Source organism: Falsirhodobacter halotolerans, assembly GCF_022899245.1.
Lineage (GTDB): Bacteria > Pseudomonadota > Alphaproteobacteria > Rhodobacterales > Rhodobacteraceae > Falsirhodobacter > Falsirhodobacter halotolerans.
Genome location: NZ_JALJAZ010000001.1, coordinates 2445679 through 2463939 on the forward strand (window position 1 = coordinate 2445679; position 18261 = coordinate 2463939).

23 protein-coding genes are annotated in these 18261 nt (G+C 67.7%); 10 read left to right on the forward strand and 13 right to left on the reverse strand.

The window, feature by feature from the left end; genetic code table 11:
* Positions 1-35 precede the first annotated feature (35 nt).
* A complete protein-coding gene (locus tag MU449_RS12750) occupies positions 36-251 on the forward strand; it encodes a hypervirulence associated TUDOR domain-containing protein (protein ID WP_244738645.1) in 216 nt (71 codons plus the stop codon).
* Here MU449_RS12750 and MU449_RS12755 read toward each other — a convergent pair.
* Complete coding sequence (locus MU449_RS12755) at positions 248-1087, reverse strand: LOG family protein (RefSeq protein ID WP_244738647.1); 840 nt, start codon at positions 1085-1087, stop codon at positions 248-250. The genes MU449_RS12750 and MU449_RS12755 overlap by 4 nt on opposite strands.
* Before the next feature lie 97 nt (positions 1088-1184).
* Here MU449_RS12755 and dapD point away from each other — a divergent pair, with 97 nt between their 5' ends.
* The 4 genes from dapD to dapE all read left to right on the forward strand — a co-directional run bounded on the left by dapD (position 1185) and on the right by dapE (position 3913).
* Positions 1185-2009 (forward strand): 2,3,4,5-tetrahydropyridine-2,6-dicarboxylate N-succinyltransferase, encoded by an 825-nt coding sequence (gene dapD, locus MU449_RS12760; protein ID WP_244738650.1) that lies wholly within the window; start codon positions 1185-1187, stop codon positions 2007-2009.
* A 66-nt stretch (positions 2010-2075) separates the two neighbouring features.
* A complete protein-coding gene (locus MU449_RS12765; protein WP_244738653.1) occupies positions 2076-2330 on the forward strand; it encodes a GlsB/YeaQ/YmgE family stress response membrane protein in 255 nt (84 codons plus the stop codon).
* Between the two features lie 115 nt (positions 2331-2445).
* The gene (locus MU449_RS12770; RefSeq protein WP_244738654.1) at positions 2446-2766 is read left to right on the forward strand and encodes a hypothetical protein; all 321 of its coding nucleotides are present in this window, start codon (positions 2446-2448) and stop codon (positions 2764-2766) included.
* Positions 2767-2773: 7 nt separating this feature from the next.
* Positions 2774-3913 (forward strand): succinyl-diaminopimelate desuccinylase, encoded by a 1140-nt coding sequence (dapE, locus tag MU449_RS12775; protein WP_244738656.1) that lies wholly within the window; start codon positions 2774-2776, stop codon positions 3911-3913.
* Here the strand turns inward: dapE and MU449_RS12780 are convergent.
* Positions 3910-4638 carry an NYN domain-containing protein gene (locus MU449_RS12780; protein ID WP_244738658.1) on the reverse strand — a complete coding sequence of 243 codons (729 nt, stop codon included), beginning with the start codon at positions 4636-4638 and terminating at the stop codon, positions 3910-3912. The two genes, dapE and MU449_RS12780, sit on opposite strands and share 4 nt — an antisense overlap.
* Before the next feature lie 98 nt (positions 4639-4736).
* Between MU449_RS12780 and MU449_RS12785 the strand changes: the two genes are divergently transcribed.
* On the forward strand, positions 4737-5000 hold the full coding sequence (locus tag MU449_RS12785; protein WP_244738662.1) for an I78 family peptidase inhibitor: 264 nt from the start codon (positions 4737-4739) through the stop codon (positions 4998-5000).
* Here the strand turns inward: MU449_RS12785 and MU449_RS12790 are convergent.
* The 6 genes from MU449_RS12790 to ilvD all read right to left on the reverse strand — a co-directional run bounded on the left by MU449_RS12790 (position 4997) and on the right by ilvD (position 11996).
* The gene (locus MU449_RS12790) at positions 4997-6229 is read right to left on the reverse strand and encodes a lytic murein transglycosylase (RefSeq protein WP_244738664.1); all 1233 of its coding nucleotides are present in this window, start codon (positions 6227-6229) and stop codon (positions 4997-4999) included. The two genes, MU449_RS12785 and MU449_RS12790, sit on opposite strands and share 4 nt — an antisense overlap.
* Positions 6230-6300: 71 nt before the next feature.
* Positions 6301-8532: a ribonuclease R gene (gene rnr / locus MU449_RS12795; RefSeq protein ID WP_244738666.1), complete on the reverse strand. Its 2232-nt coding sequence runs from the start codon at positions 8530-8532 to the stop codon at positions 6301-6303.
* A 48-nt stretch (positions 8533-8580) separates the two neighbouring features.
* Positions 8581-8949, reverse strand: coding sequence for a hypothetical protein (locus MU449_RS12800; protein WP_244738669.1), 369 nt, complete (start codon positions 8947-8949; stop codon positions 8581-8583).
* A gap of 1 nt (position 8950) precedes the next feature.
* Positions 8951-9712: a DUF6478 family protein gene (locus tag MU449_RS12805; RefSeq protein ID WP_244738670.1), complete on the reverse strand. Its 762-nt coding sequence runs from the start codon at positions 9710-9712 to the stop codon at positions 8951-8953.
* A gap of 72 nt (positions 9713-9784) precedes the next feature.
* Positions 9785-10282: a hypothetical protein gene (locus tag MU449_RS12810; RefSeq protein ID WP_244738671.1), complete on the reverse strand. Its 498-nt coding sequence runs from the start codon at positions 10280-10282 to the stop codon at positions 9785-9787.
* Positions 10263-11996 carry a dihydroxy-acid dehydratase gene (gene ilvD, locus MU449_RS12815; protein WP_244738672.1) on the reverse strand — a complete coding sequence of 578 codons (1734 nt, stop codon included), beginning with the start codon at positions 11994-11996 and terminating at the stop codon, positions 10263-10265. The genes MU449_RS12810 and ilvD overlap by 20 nt, the downstream gene beginning before the upstream one ends.
* A 116-nt stretch (positions 11997-12112) precedes the next feature.
* On the opposite strand from ilvD, the gene trhA reads away from it, so the two are divergent.
* A complete protein-coding gene (gene trhA, locus MU449_RS12820) occupies positions 12113-12793 on the forward strand; it encodes a PAQR family membrane homeostasis protein TrhA (RefSeq protein ID WP_244738673.1) in 681 nt (226 codons plus the stop codon).
* Here trhA and MU449_RS12825 read toward each other — a convergent pair.
* Genes MU449_RS12825 through rbfA form a run of 4 tightly spaced genes read right to left on the reverse strand, consistent with a single transcriptional unit; the run spans position 12790 to position 15388 of the window.
* The gene (locus tag MU449_RS12825) at positions 12790-13296 is read right to left on the reverse strand and encodes a DUF1643 domain-containing protein (RefSeq protein WP_244738674.1); all 507 of its coding nucleotides are present in this window, start codon (positions 13294-13296) and stop codon (positions 12790-12792) included. The genes trhA and MU449_RS12825 overlap by 4 nt on opposite strands.
* Entirely contained in the window at positions 13293-14195 is a 903-nt protein-coding gene (truB, locus tag MU449_RS12830) for a tRNA pseudouridine(55) synthase TruB (RefSeq protein WP_244738676.1), read from the reverse strand. The genes MU449_RS12825 and truB overlap by 4 nt, the downstream gene beginning before the upstream one ends.
* A gap of 43 nt (positions 14196-14238) precedes the next feature.
* Positions 14239-14979, reverse strand: coding sequence for a phosphodiester glycosidase family protein (locus MU449_RS12835; RefSeq protein WP_244738677.1), 741 nt, complete (start codon positions 14977-14979; stop codon positions 14239-14241).
* Positions 14969-15388 carry a 30S ribosome-binding factor RbfA gene (gene rbfA / locus MU449_RS12840; RefSeq protein WP_244738679.1) on the reverse strand — a complete coding sequence of 140 codons (420 nt, stop codon included), beginning with the start codon at positions 15386-15388 and terminating at the stop codon, positions 14969-14971. The genes MU449_RS12835 and rbfA overlap by 11 nt, the downstream gene beginning before the upstream one ends.
* A 94-nt stretch (positions 15389-15482) precedes the next feature.
* Here rbfA and dapB point away from each other — a divergent pair, with 94 nt between their 5' ends.
* Positions 15483-16292, forward strand: a complete 810-nt coding sequence (dapB, locus tag MU449_RS12845; RefSeq protein ID WP_244738680.1) for a 4-hydroxy-tetrahydrodipicolinate reductase — start codon at positions 15483-15485, stop codon at positions 16290-16292.
* Positions 16289-16723 (forward strand): GNAT family N-acetyltransferase, encoded by a 435-nt coding sequence (locus MU449_RS12850; RefSeq protein ID WP_244738681.1) that lies wholly within the window; start codon positions 16289-16291, stop codon positions 16721-16723. The genes dapB and MU449_RS12850 overlap by 4 nt, the downstream gene beginning before the upstream one ends.
* On the opposite strand, the gene MU449_RS12855 is transcribed toward MU449_RS12850, so the two are convergent.
* Positions 16720-16905: a DUF1674 domain-containing protein gene (locus tag MU449_RS12855; protein WP_244738682.1), complete on the reverse strand. Its 186-nt coding sequence runs from the start codon at positions 16903-16905 to the stop codon at positions 16720-16722. The genes MU449_RS12850 and MU449_RS12855 overlap by 4 nt on opposite strands.
* A gap of 67 nt (positions 16906-16972) precedes the next feature.
* Here MU449_RS12855 and MU449_RS12860 point away from each other — a divergent pair, with 67 nt between their 5' ends.
* Positions 16973-18229 carry an RsmB/NOP family class I SAM-dependent RNA methyltransferase gene (locus MU449_RS12860; protein ID WP_244738687.1) on the forward strand — a complete coding sequence of 419 codons (1257 nt, stop codon included), beginning with the start codon at positions 16973-16975 and terminating at the stop codon, positions 18227-18229.
* Positions 18230-18261 lie beyond the last annotated feature (32 nt).

Below are 18261 nucleotides of genomic sequence, written 5' to 3' on the forward strand. Positions count from 1 at the left end.
GACCCCCGGCGGGTTGCCCTGCCGGAGGTATCAGCATGTCGAAATTCCAGAAAGGCACCACGGTCACGTGGAAATGGGGCCAGGGCAAGGCCGAAGGCAAGGTGGAGGAGGTCTTCACCCGCCGCGTCAAGCGCAAGATCAAGGGCAAGGACATCACCCGCAAGGGGACGAAGTCCCGCCCCGCCTATCTTGTGAAGCAATCCGACGGGGACAAGGCGCTGAAGCTGGAAAGCGAACTGTCCAAGGGTTAACGGACCGCCGGGCCCATCGGCTCCACCGTCCAGGCATCCAGGGCGGCCAGCGCCTCGTCGGCGGTTTCCACAAAGCGGAACAGCTTCAGGTCGGCGGGGGAAATGGTCCCCGCCTCCTCCAGCGCCTGCCAGTTGATGATGCTTTCCCAGAACGCGCGGCCGAACAGCAGGAAGGGGATCGGCTCCATCCGCCGGGTCTGGATCAGGGTCAGCGCCTCGAACATCTCGTCCAGCGTGCCGAAGCCGCCGGGGAAGACGCAGATCGCCTTGGCCCGCATCAGGAAGTGCATCTTGCGGATGGCGAAATAGTGGAAGTTGAAGCTGAGTTCCGGCGTCACATATTCGTTCGGCGCCTGTTCGAAGGGCAGGACGATGTTCAGACCGATGGACCGACCGCCCGCCTCCACCGCGCCCCGGTTGCCCGCCTCCATCACGCCGGGACCGCCGCCGGTGCAGATGACCTCCTCGCGCCCGCCCGCCGCCATCGACCGTTCGGTGACCTTGGCCGCGAAGATCCGCGCCTCGTCATAGAAATGGGACAGTTCGGCCAGTTTGGCCGTCCGCGCGCGATCTTTGTGCTCGGGGGCGGGAATGCGCGCGCCGCCGAACAGGACGATGGTCGAATCGACCTTCTCCTCGTCCAGGATCATTTCGAACTTCAGCAGTTCCAGTTGCAGGCGGACGGGACGAAGTTCCGGTTTGGTCAGAAAATCCATGTCCGCAAAGGCCAGACGATAGGCGGGTGAACGGCTTTGCGGCGTGTCCGGCACCCGGTCGGCGGTCCGTTTGTCCTTCGAGGAATCGCGCAGCGGCTGCGCGCGGGTGTCGTCCGTCATGTCCTGTCCTCCCGTCATGGCCTTTGTGGAATTGCGGGGCCACGCCCCGCCGTTTATAGGCCATGGGAACCGAACGCCATTCGAAAGGACCGATCCGATGTCGAACGCCGCCTTGGAAACCGCGATCAACGCCGCGTGGGACGCACGCGACACCATCACCCCCGCCACCACGGGCGCGGCCCGCGACGCGGTGGAGGCGACTTTGTCGGCGCTGGACAGCGGCACCCTGCGCGTGGCCGAAAAGGTGGACGGCGCGTGGACGGTCAATCAATGGGCCAAGAAGGCCGTTCTGCTGGGCTTCCGCCTGAAGGACATGGAGATGCAGTCGGGTGGCCCGCAGGGCGGCGGCTGGTGGGACAAGGTGGACAGCAAGTTCGCAGGCTGGGACGAGGCGCGCTGGCGTGCGGCCGGGTTCCGCGCCGTGCCGAACGCCGTGGTCCGCCGGTCGGCCTTCATCGCCAAGGGCGCGGTCCTGATGCCCAGCTTCGTCAACTTGGGCGCCTATGTCGGTGAAGGCACGATGGTGGACACCTGGGCCACCGTCGGATCCTGCGCGCAGATCGGCGCGAACGTGCATCTGTCGGGCGGTGTCGGCATCGGCGGCGTGTTGGAGCCGCTTCAGGCCGACCCGACCATCATCGAGGACAACTGCTTCATCGGCGCGCGGTCCGAGGTGGTGGAGGGCGTGATCGTCCGTGAAGGTTCGGTTCTGGGCATGGGCGTCTATATCGGCCAATCGACCAAGATCCTGGACCGCGACACGGGCGAGGTCATGTATGGCGAAGTGCCCGCAGGGTCGGTCGTGGTCTCGGGTACGATGCCATCGAAGAACGGCGTGAACCTTTACTGCGCGGTGATCGTGAAGAAGGTGGATGCCAAGACCCGCTCCAAGACCTCGATCAACGAACTTTTGCGCGACTGATCGGCGGAACCCTGCCGTGTTCCAGTGCGTTGGGCGATTATAAACGCATTTCGAAAGGGACATGCCATGGAAGGTTTGGGTTGGATCGGGGCGATCATCGTCGGTGCCATTGCCGGTTGGATCGCGGAAAAGCTGATGAAGTCCGATCATGGGCTTTTGATGAACATCATTCTGGGTATCCTCGGCGCGGTGCTGATGAACTTCCTGCTGGTGGCCATCGTCGGCTGGACCGCAGGCGGCGTTCTGGGCCAGTTGCTGGTGGGTGTGATCGGGGCGTGCATCCTGATCTGGCTGGGCCGCGTGCTGCGCCGCAAGGGCTGACCCTTCCGGGCTGAGATCCGAGACACCCCGTGCCTTCCGGCGCGGGGTGTTTTCACATGCTTGCACCATGCCTGCGAACCTGCGACACCCGTGGGGCAAGATCAGGATGGACCCGATGACCGAAAAACGCCCCCAGCAGATCTATACCCTTCTGGTGGAGGTGGGGCGCAAATCGGGCGACGGCCTGCCGCCCAAGGCCACCGGCGCGGCGCTGGTCTGCTATGCCTCCGGTGTGGACGAGGCGGAGGCGGTGCGCGAAACCGTGGCGATCCTGAAACAGGCCGACCTCGCGCCGCTGGACGTGTCCGGCTATGGCACGCTGGAGGAACGGCTGGCCAATGGCGACGAGATCGAGGACGAGGAACGCGACCTGATGGACCGCGCCCTGGCCGAGAACTCGGTCGTGGTTGCCCAGATGACCCCCTTTTTCGATTGAGGCTTTCATGACCGATCCCGTCCAACTGACCGCCGATCTGGTCCGCTGCCCCTCCGTCACCCCGAACGAAGGTGGCGCGCTGGTCCTGATGGAACGCGTGCTGTCGGAGGCGGGGTTCACCTGCACCCGCGTGGATCGGGGCGGCATCTCCAACCTTTACGCCCGCTGGGGCCGCAAGGGCGCGAACCGGACCTTCGGCTTCAACGGCCATGTCGACGTGGTGCCCATGGGCGATCCCGGTGCCTGGTCGCAGGATCCGTTCGGCGGGGTGATCGAAGGGGACTGGCTTTACGGGCGCGGCGCGACCGACATGAAATCGGGGGTTGCGGCCTTTGCCGCCGCCGCGATGGATTTCGTGCAGGCCACCCCCCCCGATGGCGCCGTCGTCCTGACCCTGACGGGGGATGAGGAGGCGAACGCCGATCACGGCACCACCGCCATCCTCGACTGGATGCGCGACGCGGGCGAAATGATGAGCGTCTGTCTGGTGGGCGAACCGACCTCGGTCGAGGAGATGGGCGACATGATGAAGATCGGGCGGCGCGGCTCGGTCACCATCGGCATCACGGCGCATGGGGTGCAGGGCCACGCCGCCTATCCCCACCGCGCCAAGAACCCCGTGACCGCGCTGGCCCGCCTGATCGCGCGGTTGGACGCCACGCCGCTGGATCAGGGAACGGACCATTTCGACCCCTCCACCCTGGCCGTCGTCACCTTCGACACCGGCAATCCCGCCAGCAACGTCATCCCGGCCGAGGCGCGGGCCACGGTCAACATCCGCTTCAACGACGGATGGGACGGCCCGCGTCTGGTGGACCACCTGACCCGCGCGGCGGCGCAGGTGGAGGGCGAGACCGGGGTGGCCTTCACCCTGACCCACAAGGTCAACGGCGACAGTTTCGTCACGCCCCCCGGCGATCTGACGGCGCTGGTCGGCGGCGCGGTGCAGGCGGTCACGGGGCGCGAACCCTCCCCCTCCACCTCGGGCGGCACGTCGGACGCGCGCTTTGTCAAGGATCACTGCCCGGTGGTGGAATTCGGGCTGGTCGGCCACCGGATGCACGGCGTGGACGAACGGGTGCGCGTGTCCGACATCGTCACGCTCAAGACGATCTACACCCGCATCCTGACCGATTACTTCGCCTAGGCGACATCGCGGGCCAGAAGCTGCCCGCCTTCGCCCAACCGCACCTCGAACCGGCTGACCTTGCGCACCAGATCCGACAGCTTGGCCGCGCCATAGGTGCGGGTGTCGAAATCGGGATTGGCCTGCGTGATGTACTGGCCGATCTGGCCCAGCGAATACCATTCCCCCTCCGGGTCGATGGCGCGCATGGCGGCGGCGATCAGGGGAATGGCGTTGGCGGGCGGTTCCTTTGCGGCGCGCGCGGGGGTGGCCGCGGGCTCGGGCGCCTCGGCCGGTTCGGGGGCCTCGGTCATGTTCTCGACATAGATGAAGCGCTTGCAGGCCATGCGGAACGCCTCGGGCGTCTTCTTTTCGCCGATGCCATAGACGTCCAGCCCCTGTTCGCGGATGCGCGCGGCCAGACGGGTGAAATCGCTGTCCGAACTGACCAGCACGAAGCCGTCGAACAGGCCCGAATGCAGGAAATCCATCGCCGCGATGACCAGCCCGATATCGGAGGCGTTCTTGCCGCGCGTGTTGGAAAACTGCTGATCGGCCACCAGCCCCAGATGGGCCACCTTCTCGGCCCAGTTCTTCAGCCGCAGCGCCGACCAGTCGCCATAGATGCGGCGGACCGACGCCTCGCCCAGGGAGGCCACCTCCTCGAAGATCGCGGTGGCATAGTGGGCGGGAACGTTGTCGGCGTCGATCAGGACGCACAGGCGCGGGGCGCGGGTGTCGGGCATGGGGTCTCCTTTTCCCTGTTGTAGCAGAGATGCCCCCCCGCGCCAGTTGCCGATAACCCGCGGACAGCTAATTCCAGGGGACAACCGGAGGATTTGTCATGAAATATTTCACTCTCGCCCTGGCCGGTCTGGCCCTGACCGCCTGCACCACCACGACCGCGACCGTGGTGACGCCCATGTGCGACGCCGCCCCCTATCAATCGCTGGTGGGGCAGAAGACATCGGCCCTGAACGGGATGCCCATGCCCTTCACCAGCCGGATCATCCGTCCGAACCAGCCGGTGACGATGGATTACAACGAAAACCGCATCAACTTCGAAACGGACCGCAACGACACGATCACCGCGGTCCGCTGCGGTTAACGCAGGCGCTGCAACAGGGTCGGGCTGGGGAACCCGTCGGGGATGATCCCGGCCCGCCGCTGGAACGCGGTGATGGCGGTGCGGGTGTTCGGCCCCAGCCGCCCATCGGCCCCTTGGGTGTCGAAGCCCGCGCGGGTCAGACGCTCCTGCAATTCCACCGATTCCGCGCGGGTCAGCGCCCGTTCGGGGTTGGCGGGCACGCCGCGCAGGGGGCCAAGGCCCTTCAGACGGTCCGCCAGATGCCCCACGCCGATGACATAGCTGTCGGCGGCGTTGTATTTCTCGATCGCGCGGAAGTTCGGCATGATCAGGAAGGCCGCCCCCTGCGCCCCGCCCGGCAAGAGGATCGACCCCTCGCCGCCCGGCAGCGAGCGCCCGTCCACGGACCGGACACCCTGCGCCGACAGGGCCGAGGTCGGGATGCGGGTGCCCTTGCCCACCTGCCCGTAATCGAACCCCTGCGGCAGGGTGACTTCCATCCCCCAGATGCCGCCCCGCTGCCAGCCCGAGCGGGCCAGATAATTGGCGGTGGAGGCCAGCGCGTCGGTCGGATCGTCCGACCAGATGTCGCGCCGCCCGTCGCCGTTCCAATCCACCGCATATTCGAGGAAGGAGGACGGCATGAATTGCGTATGCCCCATCGCGCCGGCCCAGCTTCCGACCATGTTGTCGGGCGTCACGTCGCCCGCCTGCACGATCTTCAACGCGTCGATCAGCTGGGTCTCGAAAAACTCGGCCCGGCGTCCTTCATAGGCCAGCGTGGCCAAGCTTTCGATCAGATGGGTGCTGCCGCGATTGCCGCCGAAATTCGATTCCATCCCCCAGATGGCGACGACGATTTCCTTGTCCACGCCATACCGCGCCTCGATCGCGTTCAGCGTGGTCGCGTGGCGGGCTAGCATCGCGCGCCCCTGTTCCACCCGCGCGGGCGACACGGCGCCCGACAGATAGTCCCAGACCGTCTTGGTGAACTCCGATTGCCGCCCGTCCAGCCGGATCACCTCGGTGTTCAGGCGCACATCGGCAAAGGACCGGTTCAGGGTGGCCGCGCTGATCCCCGCACGTTCGGCGCGGGGACGAAAGGCCGTGATCCATTGCTGGAACCCCGCCTCGCCCACCGGACCCGAACGCGTGACCGGCGCGGGGGAGGAGGTGACATTGCCGATCCCCGGCCCCGCACAGGCCGACAGAAGGGCGACCGCGCCCACCGACATCAGAACTTTCCGCATGATCTTCACCGCTCGATTTTTATCGTTGGCGGAAAGTGTAGCGGCTGCGGCGTCCGCCGCAAAGTGTCGGGTCAGCGTTTGCGGGAGATCACACGCCGTTTGCGGTCCATCTTGGCGGGTTTCCGCGGGGAAAACCGGCCCTTCCTGCGGGGGCTGCGCGGCAAGGTGTCGCCCTCCACCTCCAGCAGCTCCAGCATCAGTCCGCCGGTGATCGGCGCGGCCTCGACCAGACGGACCAGAACGCGCTGGCCCACCCCCAGCACGCGACCCGAATCAGCCCCGATCAGGGCATGGGCGTCGGCGTCGTGATGGAAGAACTCATGCCCCAAGGACCGGATCGGGATCAGGCCGTCCGCCCCCGTCTCGTCCAGCTTCACGAACAGGCCGAAGCGTTGCACGCCGGAAATCCGTCCCGTGAACTCCGCCCCGATGCGGTCCGACAGCCAGGCGGCCAGATAGCGGTCGTTGGTGTCGCGTTCGGCCAGCATGGACCGGCGTTCGGTGTCGGAGATCATCTTGGCCGTGTCGCCCAGATTTTCGGTGTCGAACCCCGACAGCCCGTCATCGCCCCAACCATGCCCCGAAATCAGCGCGCGATGCACGATCAGGTCGGAATAGCGGCGGATCGGCGAGGTGAAATGCGCGTAATTCTTCAGCGCCAGCCCGAAATGGCCGAAATTCTCGGGGTGGTAATAGGCCTGCGTCATGGACCGCAGCGTGGTCAGGTTCATCAACTCGTCGAAGTCGGTGTTTTCGGCCTGCGACAAAAGCTTGTTCAGATGCGCGGTCTTCAGGACCTGCCCCTTGGCCAGCGTGAAGCCCGAGGCCTCAGCCACCTCGCGCAGGGCGTCCAGTTTCTCGGGGCTCGGCTCCTCATGCACGCGGAACAAGAGCGGACGGCGCAGGCGGATCAGTTCCTCGGCGGCGGCCACATTGGCGAGGATCATGAACTCCTCAATCAGCTTGTGCGCGTCCAGCCGCTCGCGGAAGGCGACGGAGGAGACCTTGCCCTCCTCGGTCAACTCGATCCGCCGTTCCGGCAGGTCGAGGTTCAGCGGCTGACGCCGGTCGCGCGCAGTCATTGCGGCGGCCGAGGCGGCGTAAAGCGGCGCGATCACCCGCGCCATCATCGGGGCCGTCCGGTCGTCCGGCGTGCCGTCCTGCGCCGCCTGCACCTGACCATAGGTCAGGCTGGCGGCGGACCGCATCATTCCGCGCACGAACCGGTGCGACAGCTTGTTGCCGTCCGCGTCCAGCACCATCCGCACCGCCAGACAAGGGCGATCCACCCCTTCATGCAGCGAACAGAGATCCCCCGACAGCGTATCGGGCAGCATCGGCACCACCCGGTCGGGGAAATAGGTGGAGTTGCCGCGCCGCCGCGCCTCGCGGTCCAGCGCCGATCCGGGGCGGACGTAATGGGCGACATCGGCAATGGCGACCCAGACGACATGGCCGCCCGCATTGGCCGGATCGGGGTCGGCTTCGGCAAACACCGCGTCGTCGTGATCGCGGGCATCGGCCGGGTCGATGGTGACCAGCGGCAGGTCGCGCAGATCGGTCCGCGCGCCCATCGGCGCGGGCTGGGCCGCGTCCGCCTCCGCCACCACCGCGTCGGGGAAATGGTCGGGAATGCCATGCTGGTGGATCGCGATCAACGAGATCGCCCGCGGGGCGGTCGGATCCCCCAGCCGCGCCACGATCCGCGCGCGCGGCAGGCCAAGGCGCTTGGACGCCGCCTCCGCCTCCACCAGTTCGCCGTCCCGCGCGCCATCGGTGTCGTCGCGCCCGACGGTCCATTCCTTGTCCTGCCCCTTGTCGACGGGCACGATGCGTCCGCCCTCGGACCCCGCACGGAACACGCCCAGAATGCGCAGCGGGTTGGAACCGATCTTGCGGATCAGACGCCCGTCATAGGCGTGATCCTCCCCCTCCACCGCCGTCAGGCGTGCCAGAACGCGGTCGCCCGCGCCCAAGGCGTCGGATGGGGCCGCGCGCATCAGGATGCGGGGCGGATCGCCCTCCCCCTCCCATTCCAGCGGGGTGGCGAACAGATCGCCCGCCGCATCGGGGCCGGTCACGCGCAGGATGGTCACGGGGGGCAGCGTGCCCGCCTCGCGGAAGGCGCGGCGGGTGCGGGTCAGCGCGCCCTCGCCCTCCATCTCCTTCAGCAGACGCTTCAGCTCGATGCGCAGGGCACCCCCCTTGATGCCGAAGGCCTTGGCGATGTCGCGCTTGGCCGTCTGCGTCGGGTGATCGGTGATCCACTGGCGGATCTGGTCTTTGGTGGGAAGCTGGTCCATCCCCCGCAGCTAGCACGCGGCGGGGGGCACGTCACGCGCGAACGCGCGTCAGCTGCCTTGGGGCGAGGACGTCTCCACGCAATGACGACGAAAGGCGCGCTTCAAAAGGTCCAGTTCGGCCCGCAGCGCCGCCACTTCGGCCCGCAGGTCGTCTTCGGCCCCGTGGCCCGCCGCCACGGCGAAATGGCCGATCACCGTGCCGTCCACCAGCCGGATCAGGAAGGTCTGCACCCCATCCTCCAGCAGCTCGGTGGGAACGGGGACAGAGATGCGGTGCCCCGCCTCCCCCTCGTTCGTGACGGTCACCCCGCCCACGGGCGCGCCGTGCAGCAGCACCTCCACCTCGGGCGTATCAAGGCCTTGCACGGTGCCGTGCCAGATGCCCGCGCGAAATCCCTCGTGTTTCAGGATGGCCATGTCAGATCTCCGCTCGGGGGCGACGGGTCAGGGTCAGGTCGTGCAACGTGATCCGGTTCATGCGCGGATCCTGCACGATCAGATCCAGCCACATCTTCTCCACCCGCGTTTCGTTCATGCGGGTATAGGCAAGGTCGAATTCGGCAATCGCGCGGTCGTCCTCGATCACGATGTCGCGGATCACCTGTTCGGTGTTGGGGCCGTGCCGCACGTTCAAACGGGCGATCAGGCGGGCGGGCCGCTCCTCCTCCAGATCCATGGTCAGGCAGACGAGGTGCTTCAGCCGCAGGCCCTGCACCGCCTCGGGCGGCAGGTCGATGGCCAGCGACAGGAACGATCCGGCAAAGCCGAACACCTCCATGTCCACGCCGAAGGCGGGGCGGGTCGGGTGCTGCGGCTGCCGCACCTGCCGCAACGCGATCTCGGCCCGCGGGCAATCGTGGAACAGCGTGATGCCGGGGGTCAGCGCCGTGGCATTGTCGCCGATCACGCCGGCGCCCCCCTCTTCCCGCCATGCGGCGGGACGCCAGGACCAGTCGGTGCCCATGGGCCGGTGAATGGGGGCCGCCGCCCCCACGGTCTGGTCGGAGGCGCGGATCAGATGCTCCAGCCGGGTCTTCAGAAGCGCGGCGCGGTGACGCAACAGGCCCAGACGGGCGTGGGGCGTGGTGTCGGCCCGATCCGCCTCGCGCGACCACCATGCCAGATGGCGGCGGTGCAAGAACGTTTCGATGCGGCCACTGTGTTCATGACGTGATGCCATGCGATGTCCCCGATCCGATCACGCGGTTTTTGTCGCGTGTTTTCCGGCATTCCACAATCGGGTAAATCAAAATCAACCATTACTTTTCCGCGCCTGCCCAAGAAATGCCTCGGCCAGGGCACGCCCTGCCGCGATGGGCATCGCATCCTCTCCGGTGACGTCCAGCGTGACCAGACGGCCCCGCAGCGGCACCAGCACGCGCCAGAAGGGTTTTGGCAGCGCCCGGTCGCGCAGCAGCATGACCAGCGCATCGCCCCGACTGCTGAGTTCCAGAATCTGCACATCCGCCGCCAGCCCGCGCGACGCCATCGCGGCTTTTCCCGCATCGGATGAAATCCAGGCCACCGTTTCGCGTATATCGTGCATCGCGCCCGCGCTGCCCTCCGCACCGATTCGCGCGGTCAGGATGGCGGGCGGCACATCGGCCCCCGCGCAGGGGTCGTATCGGATGGGGCCGGTATCCTCGGCCCCCATGCAGAACCCCGCGGGCGGGATCAGGGCGACCCCGGCGGCCTGCGCCACCGGGGTCAACAGCATCAGCGCAAGAAGGTTACTGATCCATATAGACATGCGTTTCGGCCTTGGCCCCGGGATGCGTCGTCGCACCATACCGCGCCCCGCCGACAAGTCGCGCGTATTTCCACAACGCGCCGGATTCGTAATCGGTGGCCTTCGCCCCCTTCCACGCCTGACGGCGACGGTCCAGTTCTTCATCCGGCAGATCGACCGACAATTCGCCCGTGACCGCGTTCAGCGTGATCATGTCACCGTTCCGCAGAAGGGCGATCGGCCCGCCATGTGCCGATTCGGGGCCGACATGGCCGACGCAGAACCCGCGCGTGGCCCCCGAGAAGCGCCCGTCGGTGATCAGCGCCACCTTCTTGCCCATGCCCTGACCCGACAGGGCGGCGGTGGTGGACAGCATCTCGCGCATACCGGGGCCGCCGGCCGGGCCTTCGTTGCGGATGACGATCACGTCGCCTTCGGCATATTGACGTTTCTGGACCGCCTCGAACGCCTCTTCCTCGCATTCGAACACGCGGGCGGGCCCCTTGAAGACCTGCTCGGCCTCGGACATGCCGGCAACCTTCACGATGGCCCCTTCGGGGGCGAGGTTGCCGCGCAGGCCGACCACGCCGCCGGTCTTGGTGATCGGCTTGTCGATGAAGTGGATGACCTTGCCGTCGGGCTCATGCGTAATGCGGCCCAACGCATCCCCCAACTCCTCGCCCGAGGCGGTGAGGCAGTCGAGATGCAAGAGACCGGCGCGCGCCAGCTCCTTCATCACCACCGGCACGCCGCCCGCCTCGTACAGGTCCTTGGCGACATAATCGCCGCCCGGACGCAGGTTCACGAAATAGGGCGTGTCGCGGAAGATGTCGCACACGTCGAACAGGTCGAAATCGATCCCCGCCTCATGCGCGATCGCCGGAAGGTGCAGGCCGCCATTGGTGGATCCGCCGGTGCAGGCCACGACCCGCGCCGCGTTTTCCAGCGCCTTGCGCGTCACCACGTCCCGGGCGCGGATGTTCTTCTCGATCAGGTTCATCACCGCCTGACCGGAGAAATCGCCATACTGGTCGCGCGATTCGTAAGGCGCCGGCGCGCCCGAGGAATTCAGGAGCGCCAGACCGATCGCTTCGGAGACGCAGGCCATGGTGTTGGCGGTGTATTGCCCGCCGCACGCCCCCGCCGACGGGCAGGCCACGCGTTCCAGGATCTGCAATTCGGCATCCGACATGGTGCCCGCGGCGTGTTTGCCCACCGCCTCGAACACGTCCTGCACCACGACATCCTTGCCGTTCAGCTTGCCCGGCAGGATCGACCCGCCATAGACGAAGACCGATGGCACGTTCAGCCGCACCATCGCCATCATCATCCCCGGCAGCGACTTGTCGCAGCCCGCAAGGCCCACCAGCGCGTCATAGCAATGGCCGCGCATCGTCAGTTCCACCGTGTCGGCGATCGCATCGCGCGAGGCCAGCGAGGAGCGCATCCCCTCATGCCCCATGGCGATGCCGTCGGTCACGGTGATGGTGGTGAATTCGCGCGGGGTGCCGCCGCCCTTCTTCACGCCCATCTTCACCGATTGCGCCTGACGATTCAGCGCGATGTTGCAGGGCGCGGCCTCGTTCCAGCAGGTGGCGACGCCGACCCAGGGCTGGTGGATCTCCTCCTCCGAAATCCCCATCGCATAGAAATAGCTGCGGTGCGGGGCGCGGGACGGCCCTTCGGTCACATGGCGGCTGGGAAGCTTCGACTTGTCGAAACGGGCGTTCTGCATGGGATCACTCCGGCTTTTTGGCTGCATGCGTCATAATCCGCAAGATTGATGGCCGCAAGAGGTTCGTTTATTGCGCAAGGCGCCTCTCACCGAATTGCGAGTTTACGGACCGGCGCATGGACCCTACGTTGGGGCGCATGGATGCCGTTTCCTCCCGCCGCCGCACCCTTTATTCCCGCAACGAATGGCGCAGCGATGCGACCGTGCATGTGCTGGGCACCGTTCTGGCGCTGGCCGCCGTGCCGGTCCTGATCACCCTGACAGCCGTGATGCGCCCCGACCCTTGGGCCATCACCGGCACGGCGATCTATGGCGGGGCGCTGATCGCGATGCTGGTGTGCTCGGCGCTGTGCAACATGGTGGGGCGGCCCGGGTGGCAGGGCGTGCTGGGGCGGCTGGACCATTCGGCCATCTATGTGAAGATCGCGGGCACCTATACGGCCTTCGTCCTTTTGTCCGGCGCGACCGAGGTGCCGCTGGTCATCCTGCTGTGGGTGGCGGCGGCTTTGGGCGTCGCGCTGAAGGTGCTGGCGCCGCACCGCTTCGCCTGGGTGGGGTTCGGCCTCTATATCGCGATGGGCTGGGCGGGCCTGATCGCGGGCGGGCCGCTGTTTGCCACCATGTCCCTGCCCGTTCTGGTCCTGATCGTGACGGGGGGCGTGATCTACACCCTCGGCACGCTGTTCTATCTCGGGCACCGGATGCGGTTCCACCGCACGATCTGGCATGTCTGCGTGCTGGCGGCCAGCGGCGTGTTCTTTGCCGCCGTGCTGACGCATATGGTCGGCACCGCCTAATCCCAGCGGATCGGCTGCACCGCATATCCGATATAGAGGGGGTGCTTGGGATGCCCCGCCGCCGACAGCCCCAGATGATAAAGCGGCCGCCCCGTGGCGCGCAGCAACGCCTCCACATGCGGGCCACGGTTCATATAGGCGCCATGCGTGCCCCAAGCGCAGACGATGGTGTCGGCCCAATAGGCGCTGTCCTCGATCGCCGCATCGTTCGCATCGCCCACCGGATTGGGGGCGGCGCGCATCTTCTTGGGATCGGTGTCGCGCCAGGCGAAGATGTTGCACACGCGGAACGCCCCATATCCCAGCGTGCGCGCCCGGCGTTCGCAGCGTTCCACCGTGGGATCGTTCTGCGCCTCGGTCGCGGTGGAGGGGTTGAGCATCACGAACAGCGCCTTGCGCCCCGTCGCATCCCAGATGCGGGTCAGCAGGAAACGATACCGTTCGTCGTCGGAATAGACGGCGGTGGAGGGCGCATCGCCCTTCACATGCGTTCGCGTGATCACGACACGAACACGCGGCTGGGATGCAGTTCGCCCGCCTTGTAGACGCCAACGGCCACCGCCCGCCCTTCATAGCTGGCCCAGGCCTCGTCCCCGAACTCGATCCCCGTCAGGACCATGCCCGGATTGCCGTTGCGCAGCCGGGCCGCCCCTTCGGGCGTCGCGCGCAGTTCGGGCAGATCGGCCAGACCGATTTCCAGCGGTCGCACATGATCGTCCAGTTCGGGGGTTTGGGCCATGCGGTCGATGTCGTCCATCGACAGGCCGTCCTCGGTGCGGAAGGGGCCGGACCAGGTGCGGCGCAGCCACGCGACATGCCCGTGACAACCCAAGGCCACCCCCAGATCGCGGGCGATGGACCGGACATAGCCGCCCTTGCCGCAGACCATCTCCAATTCCACGTGATCGTCGTCGGGACGGGCCACGACCTCAAGCCGTTCGACCCACAGGGGACGGGCGGCCAGATCCATCTCCTTGCCCGCGCGGGCGATGTCATAGGCGCGCTCGCCCTCCACCTTCACGGCGGAGAACTGGGGCGGCACCTGCATGATGTCGCCCCGAAAGGACGAAAGGGCCTCGGCGATGGCCGCATCCGTCGGGCGGGCGTCGGACCGGGCGATCACTTCCCCCTCGGCGTCGTCGGTGGTGGTGGCCTGGCCCAGGCGCACCAGGAAACGATAGCATTTCAGCGCGTCGGTGATGTAGGGGACGGTCTTCGTCGCCTCCCCCAGGGCCACGGCCAGAACGCCCGTCGCGGCCGGATCCAGCGTGCCCGCGTGGCCCGCCTTCTGCGCGCCCAGCGCCCAGCGCACCTTGTTCACCACCGAGGTCGAGGTGATTCCCGCAGGCTTGTCGATCACGACCCACCCCGACACCACCCGGCCCTTGCGCTTTCTGCCCATCTCCGTCTCCGTTTCTTATGGCCGCCAGTGCGGGTGCCGTCCCTTATCGGGGAACGGCCACCCCGACGATCGGCCCCAGCGGAAAGCCGATGTCGTCCCGCCCCAGATCCGGCGCATGAAGCCGCGAGATGGAGCCGTCGAAATAAAGCGCGTTCGGGGTTTTCAGCGCGTCGCGGAAGAACCGCCCGAATTCGTGAAAGGTCACCCGGTCGGCGGACAGGACGAACCACGCCGTCCGCCCGTCCGCGCTGACCCCCACCCCGTTGCGGATATGTCGCGAGGTGGCGTCCGCAAGAAACCGCGGATGCAGGGCGCCGTCGATCACCAGCATCGGCCCCGACTGGGTGGCAAAGCGGCAGGCGGGGGGATCGGCGGCAAAGGCGCGCGTCTCCACCACCGAAAACGTGTCGCCCACGCAGAAGACGCCGTTCGGCAGAAGGCCGAAATTGCCCGAGGACGCGCCGGTGACGATGGGCGCGATCTCCGCCCCGTCTTGGATCGTCAGCCCCACGGGGCGGCGATCGGGATGATACATGCCCGCATTCATGGCAAAGGCCAGAACCTTGCCCTCGTCGCGCAGGGCGGCGTTCACGCGGGAAAAGCTGCCGAAGGGGCGCCCGTCGGGGGCGGTCTGGAACACGCGCAGATCGTCGCCCGCCCGCGCCTCGCACAGGGCGTAATCGCGCCCTTCGAACGCCACCATCTCGCATCCCGTATCGGCCAGCGCGGCCCCGCCCCAGGGGGCCAGAAACGCAGCAAGGGCGGCGAAGACCTTAGCCCTCATCGCCACCCTCGACATCGCGCCGCACGCGTTCATCCGAGAACAGCCGCCGCGTGTCGTCCAGACGGTCGAACGTCTCATCCGCGCGGAACCGCAGGTCGGGGGCGTATTTCAGCTTCATCTCCTTGGCGACGCGGTGGCGCAGTTCGCCCTTGTTGCGCGCCAGCGCGGCGATCGCCGCCTGCACGTCGCCGCCCATGGCCGCCCCGCCCAGCGGCATGACATAGACCGTCGCGATCTTCAGATCGGGCGAAACCGACACCTCCCCCACGGTGATGGAGGTGGCGTTCAGGTCGGGATCGTGCACCTCGGCGCGGGTCAGCACGTCCGACAGGACGCGGCGGATGAGTTCGCCCACACGAAGCTGACGTTGCGACGGGCCGGGGCCGGTGGAATGGATGTTGCGTGCCATGGGCGCGATGTAAGCCTTTCGCGCCGCCCTTGCAATGCGGGCTTTCACCGGACCCACGCCCGCGTTACCACTCCTCCAAACGAAAGGATGCGAGATGAGCGAGACACCCGGACTGGTGGTGACCGGCGCGGCCGGCCGGATGGGCAGGCTGCTGATGGCCGAAACGCTGGCCTCGCCCCATGCGCGCCTGACGGGGGCCGTGGTCCGCGCAGGCCACGACTGGGTGGGCCGCGACGTGGGCGAGGCGATGGGCGGCGCCCCCGTGGGCGTCATCGCCACCGACGATCCGCTGGAGGCGTTCGCGACGGCGCAGGGCATCCTTGATTGCACCACGCCCGAGGCGTCGCTGGATTTCGCCCGGCTGGCGGCGCAGGCCCGCGCCGTCCATGTCTGCGGCACCACCGGCTTTACCCAAGCCGATCTGGCGAAGTTCGAACCGATGGGCCGGCACGCCGTCATCATCCAGTCGGGCAATACCAGCCTTGGCCTGAACCTGATGCTGGGCCTGACCCGCAAGGTCGCCGCCGCGCTGGACGCCGACTGGGATATCGAGGTGGTGGAGGCGCATCACCGCATGAAGGTGGACGCGCCCTCGGGTGCGGCGCTGATGCTGGGCGAAGCGGCGGCCGAGGGGCGCGGGGTGGAATTGGCCGACGTGACCGATGCGGGCCGCGACGGCATCACCGGCGCGCGGCGACGGGGCGACATCGGCTTCTCCTCCATCCGCGGCGGCAATATCGTGGGCGAGCATGACGTGATCTTCGCGGGCGAGGGGGAGCGCCTGATCCTGCGCCACATCGCGACCGATCGCGGCATCTTCGCGCGCGGCGCGCTGAAGGCCGCGCTTTGGGGTCAGTCCCGCGCGCCGGGGGTCTATTCGATGATGGACGTGCTGGGGCTGTGATCGTCCGCCACCTGCGCCCCGAGGATTGGGTTATTTTCCGCACCCTGCGGCTGGAGGCGCTGCGGACCGTGCCGGAGGCCTATGCCAGCACGCTGGCCGATTGGGAACCGCTGGCGCAGGACGAATGGATGCGTCGCCTGGGGGTGAACACGGTCTTCGCGGCGCTCAAGGGCGACCGGCCTCTGGGACTGCTCGCCCTGATGCCGGAGGGCGTCATCGCCATGGTCTATGTCCGCCCCGAAGCGCGCAGGCAGGGCGTCGCCCGTGCCCTGATGGACGCGGCGCTGGATGTGGCGCATCGCCGCCATCTGCCGGACGTGCGCCTGAATGTCAGCCACGCGAATGCGGGCGCGCTGACGTTTTACACCGGAATGGGGTTCCGCCCCACGGGACAGGACGCCACGCAAACCTTCATGGCGCTGACGCTTTAGAAGTCGATGGCGAGGCCCTTCTTCTCCCAATCGCCGTAACGCACGGGTTCGGGGCCGTCGCGGCCGCCCAACTCGGTCGGCAGATCCAGCGTGGCCGCCTTGCGCCGCTCCTCCGCCTCGGCCAGCGCGCGCAGGGCGGCGGGGGGCAGGTCGCTTCGGGAAAGATGGGGGGCATCGGTCATGGCACGCTCCTTGTTTCCACGGCCTTCGTGATATACCGCAAGCGGGTTGGCGAACAAGGGGAACGGCATGGCGGTCGAGGGATTTCGGGCACGGCACGCGGCGGTGCAGCTTCTGGGCGCGGTCCTGTCGGAAGGGGCGCTTCTGTCGCAAATCGCCACCCTGCCCAACGGCCCGCTGGAGGCGCTTGGCCCCGCCGACCGCGCCCGCGCGCAGCGGCTGGCGGCGATGACCCTGCGCCATCTGGAACAGGCCGATGCCGTGCTGGACCCCCATATCCGCCGCGCCCCGCCGCGTCTGGTGCAGAACGCCCTGCGGCTGGCGGTCGTGGAAATGGCGGTGGAGGGCGCGGCGGCGCATGGGGCGGTCAACGCCGCCGTGGACATCGTGCGCCATGGCCGCAAGACCGCGCATCAGGCGGGGTTCACCAATGCCGTTCTGCGCAAGGTCAAGGCCGACTTCTCTGGCCTGCCGCCGCAACGCCTGCCCCGCTGGCTGCGCCAGCCGCTGGTGCACACCTATGGGCGCGAGGCGGTGAGCATGATGGAGGCCGTGCAGGCCAAGGCCCCGCCCATCGACCTGACGCTGAAGGCCGCGGCCACCGCGATCCCTGAGGGCACGCGCCTTTCCACCGGCGGCCTGCGCCTCCCCGCCGGCACGCAGGTCTCGGCCCTGCCGGGATACGAGACGGGCGACTGGTGGGTGCAGGATGCCGCCGCCGCGATGGCCGTGCGGTATCTGGCCCCGCGCGCCGGCGAACGCATCGCCGATCTGTGCGCCGCCCCCGGGGGCAAGACGCTGCAACTGGCCGATGCCGGGGCCGAGGTGACGGCGGTCGACATCTCCGCCCCCCGGCTGGCCCGCCTGCAGGAGAATCTGGCCCGCACGGGCCTTGCGGCCCGGGTCGTGACCGGCGATGTGCTGACCTTTTCCGATGGCCCGTTCGATGCGATCCTGCTGGACGCGCCCTGCTCGGCCACAGGCACGATCCGCCGACATCCCGACCTGCCCTTCGTCAAGACGGGCGAGGAGGTCGCGGGGCTGGTCGACCTTCAGGCCCGCATGATCGACCACGCGCTGACCCTGCTTGCCCCCGGCGGACGGCTGGTGTTCTGCACCTGCTCGCTCCTGCCCGAGGAAGGCGAGGACCAACTGGCCGCCGCCCTGACCCGCCATCCCGACCTGACGGTCCTGCCCCCGCCCGAAGGGACCGATCCCGCCTGGCACGCGCCGCAGGGCGGATTGCGCCTGCGCCCCGATGTCAACGCCGAGGCCGGGGGCATGGACGGATTCTTTATCGCAGGGGTCGCGCGCAAGACGGGATGACAGGGCCGCAAACTCCGGTTATCGTTTATGAA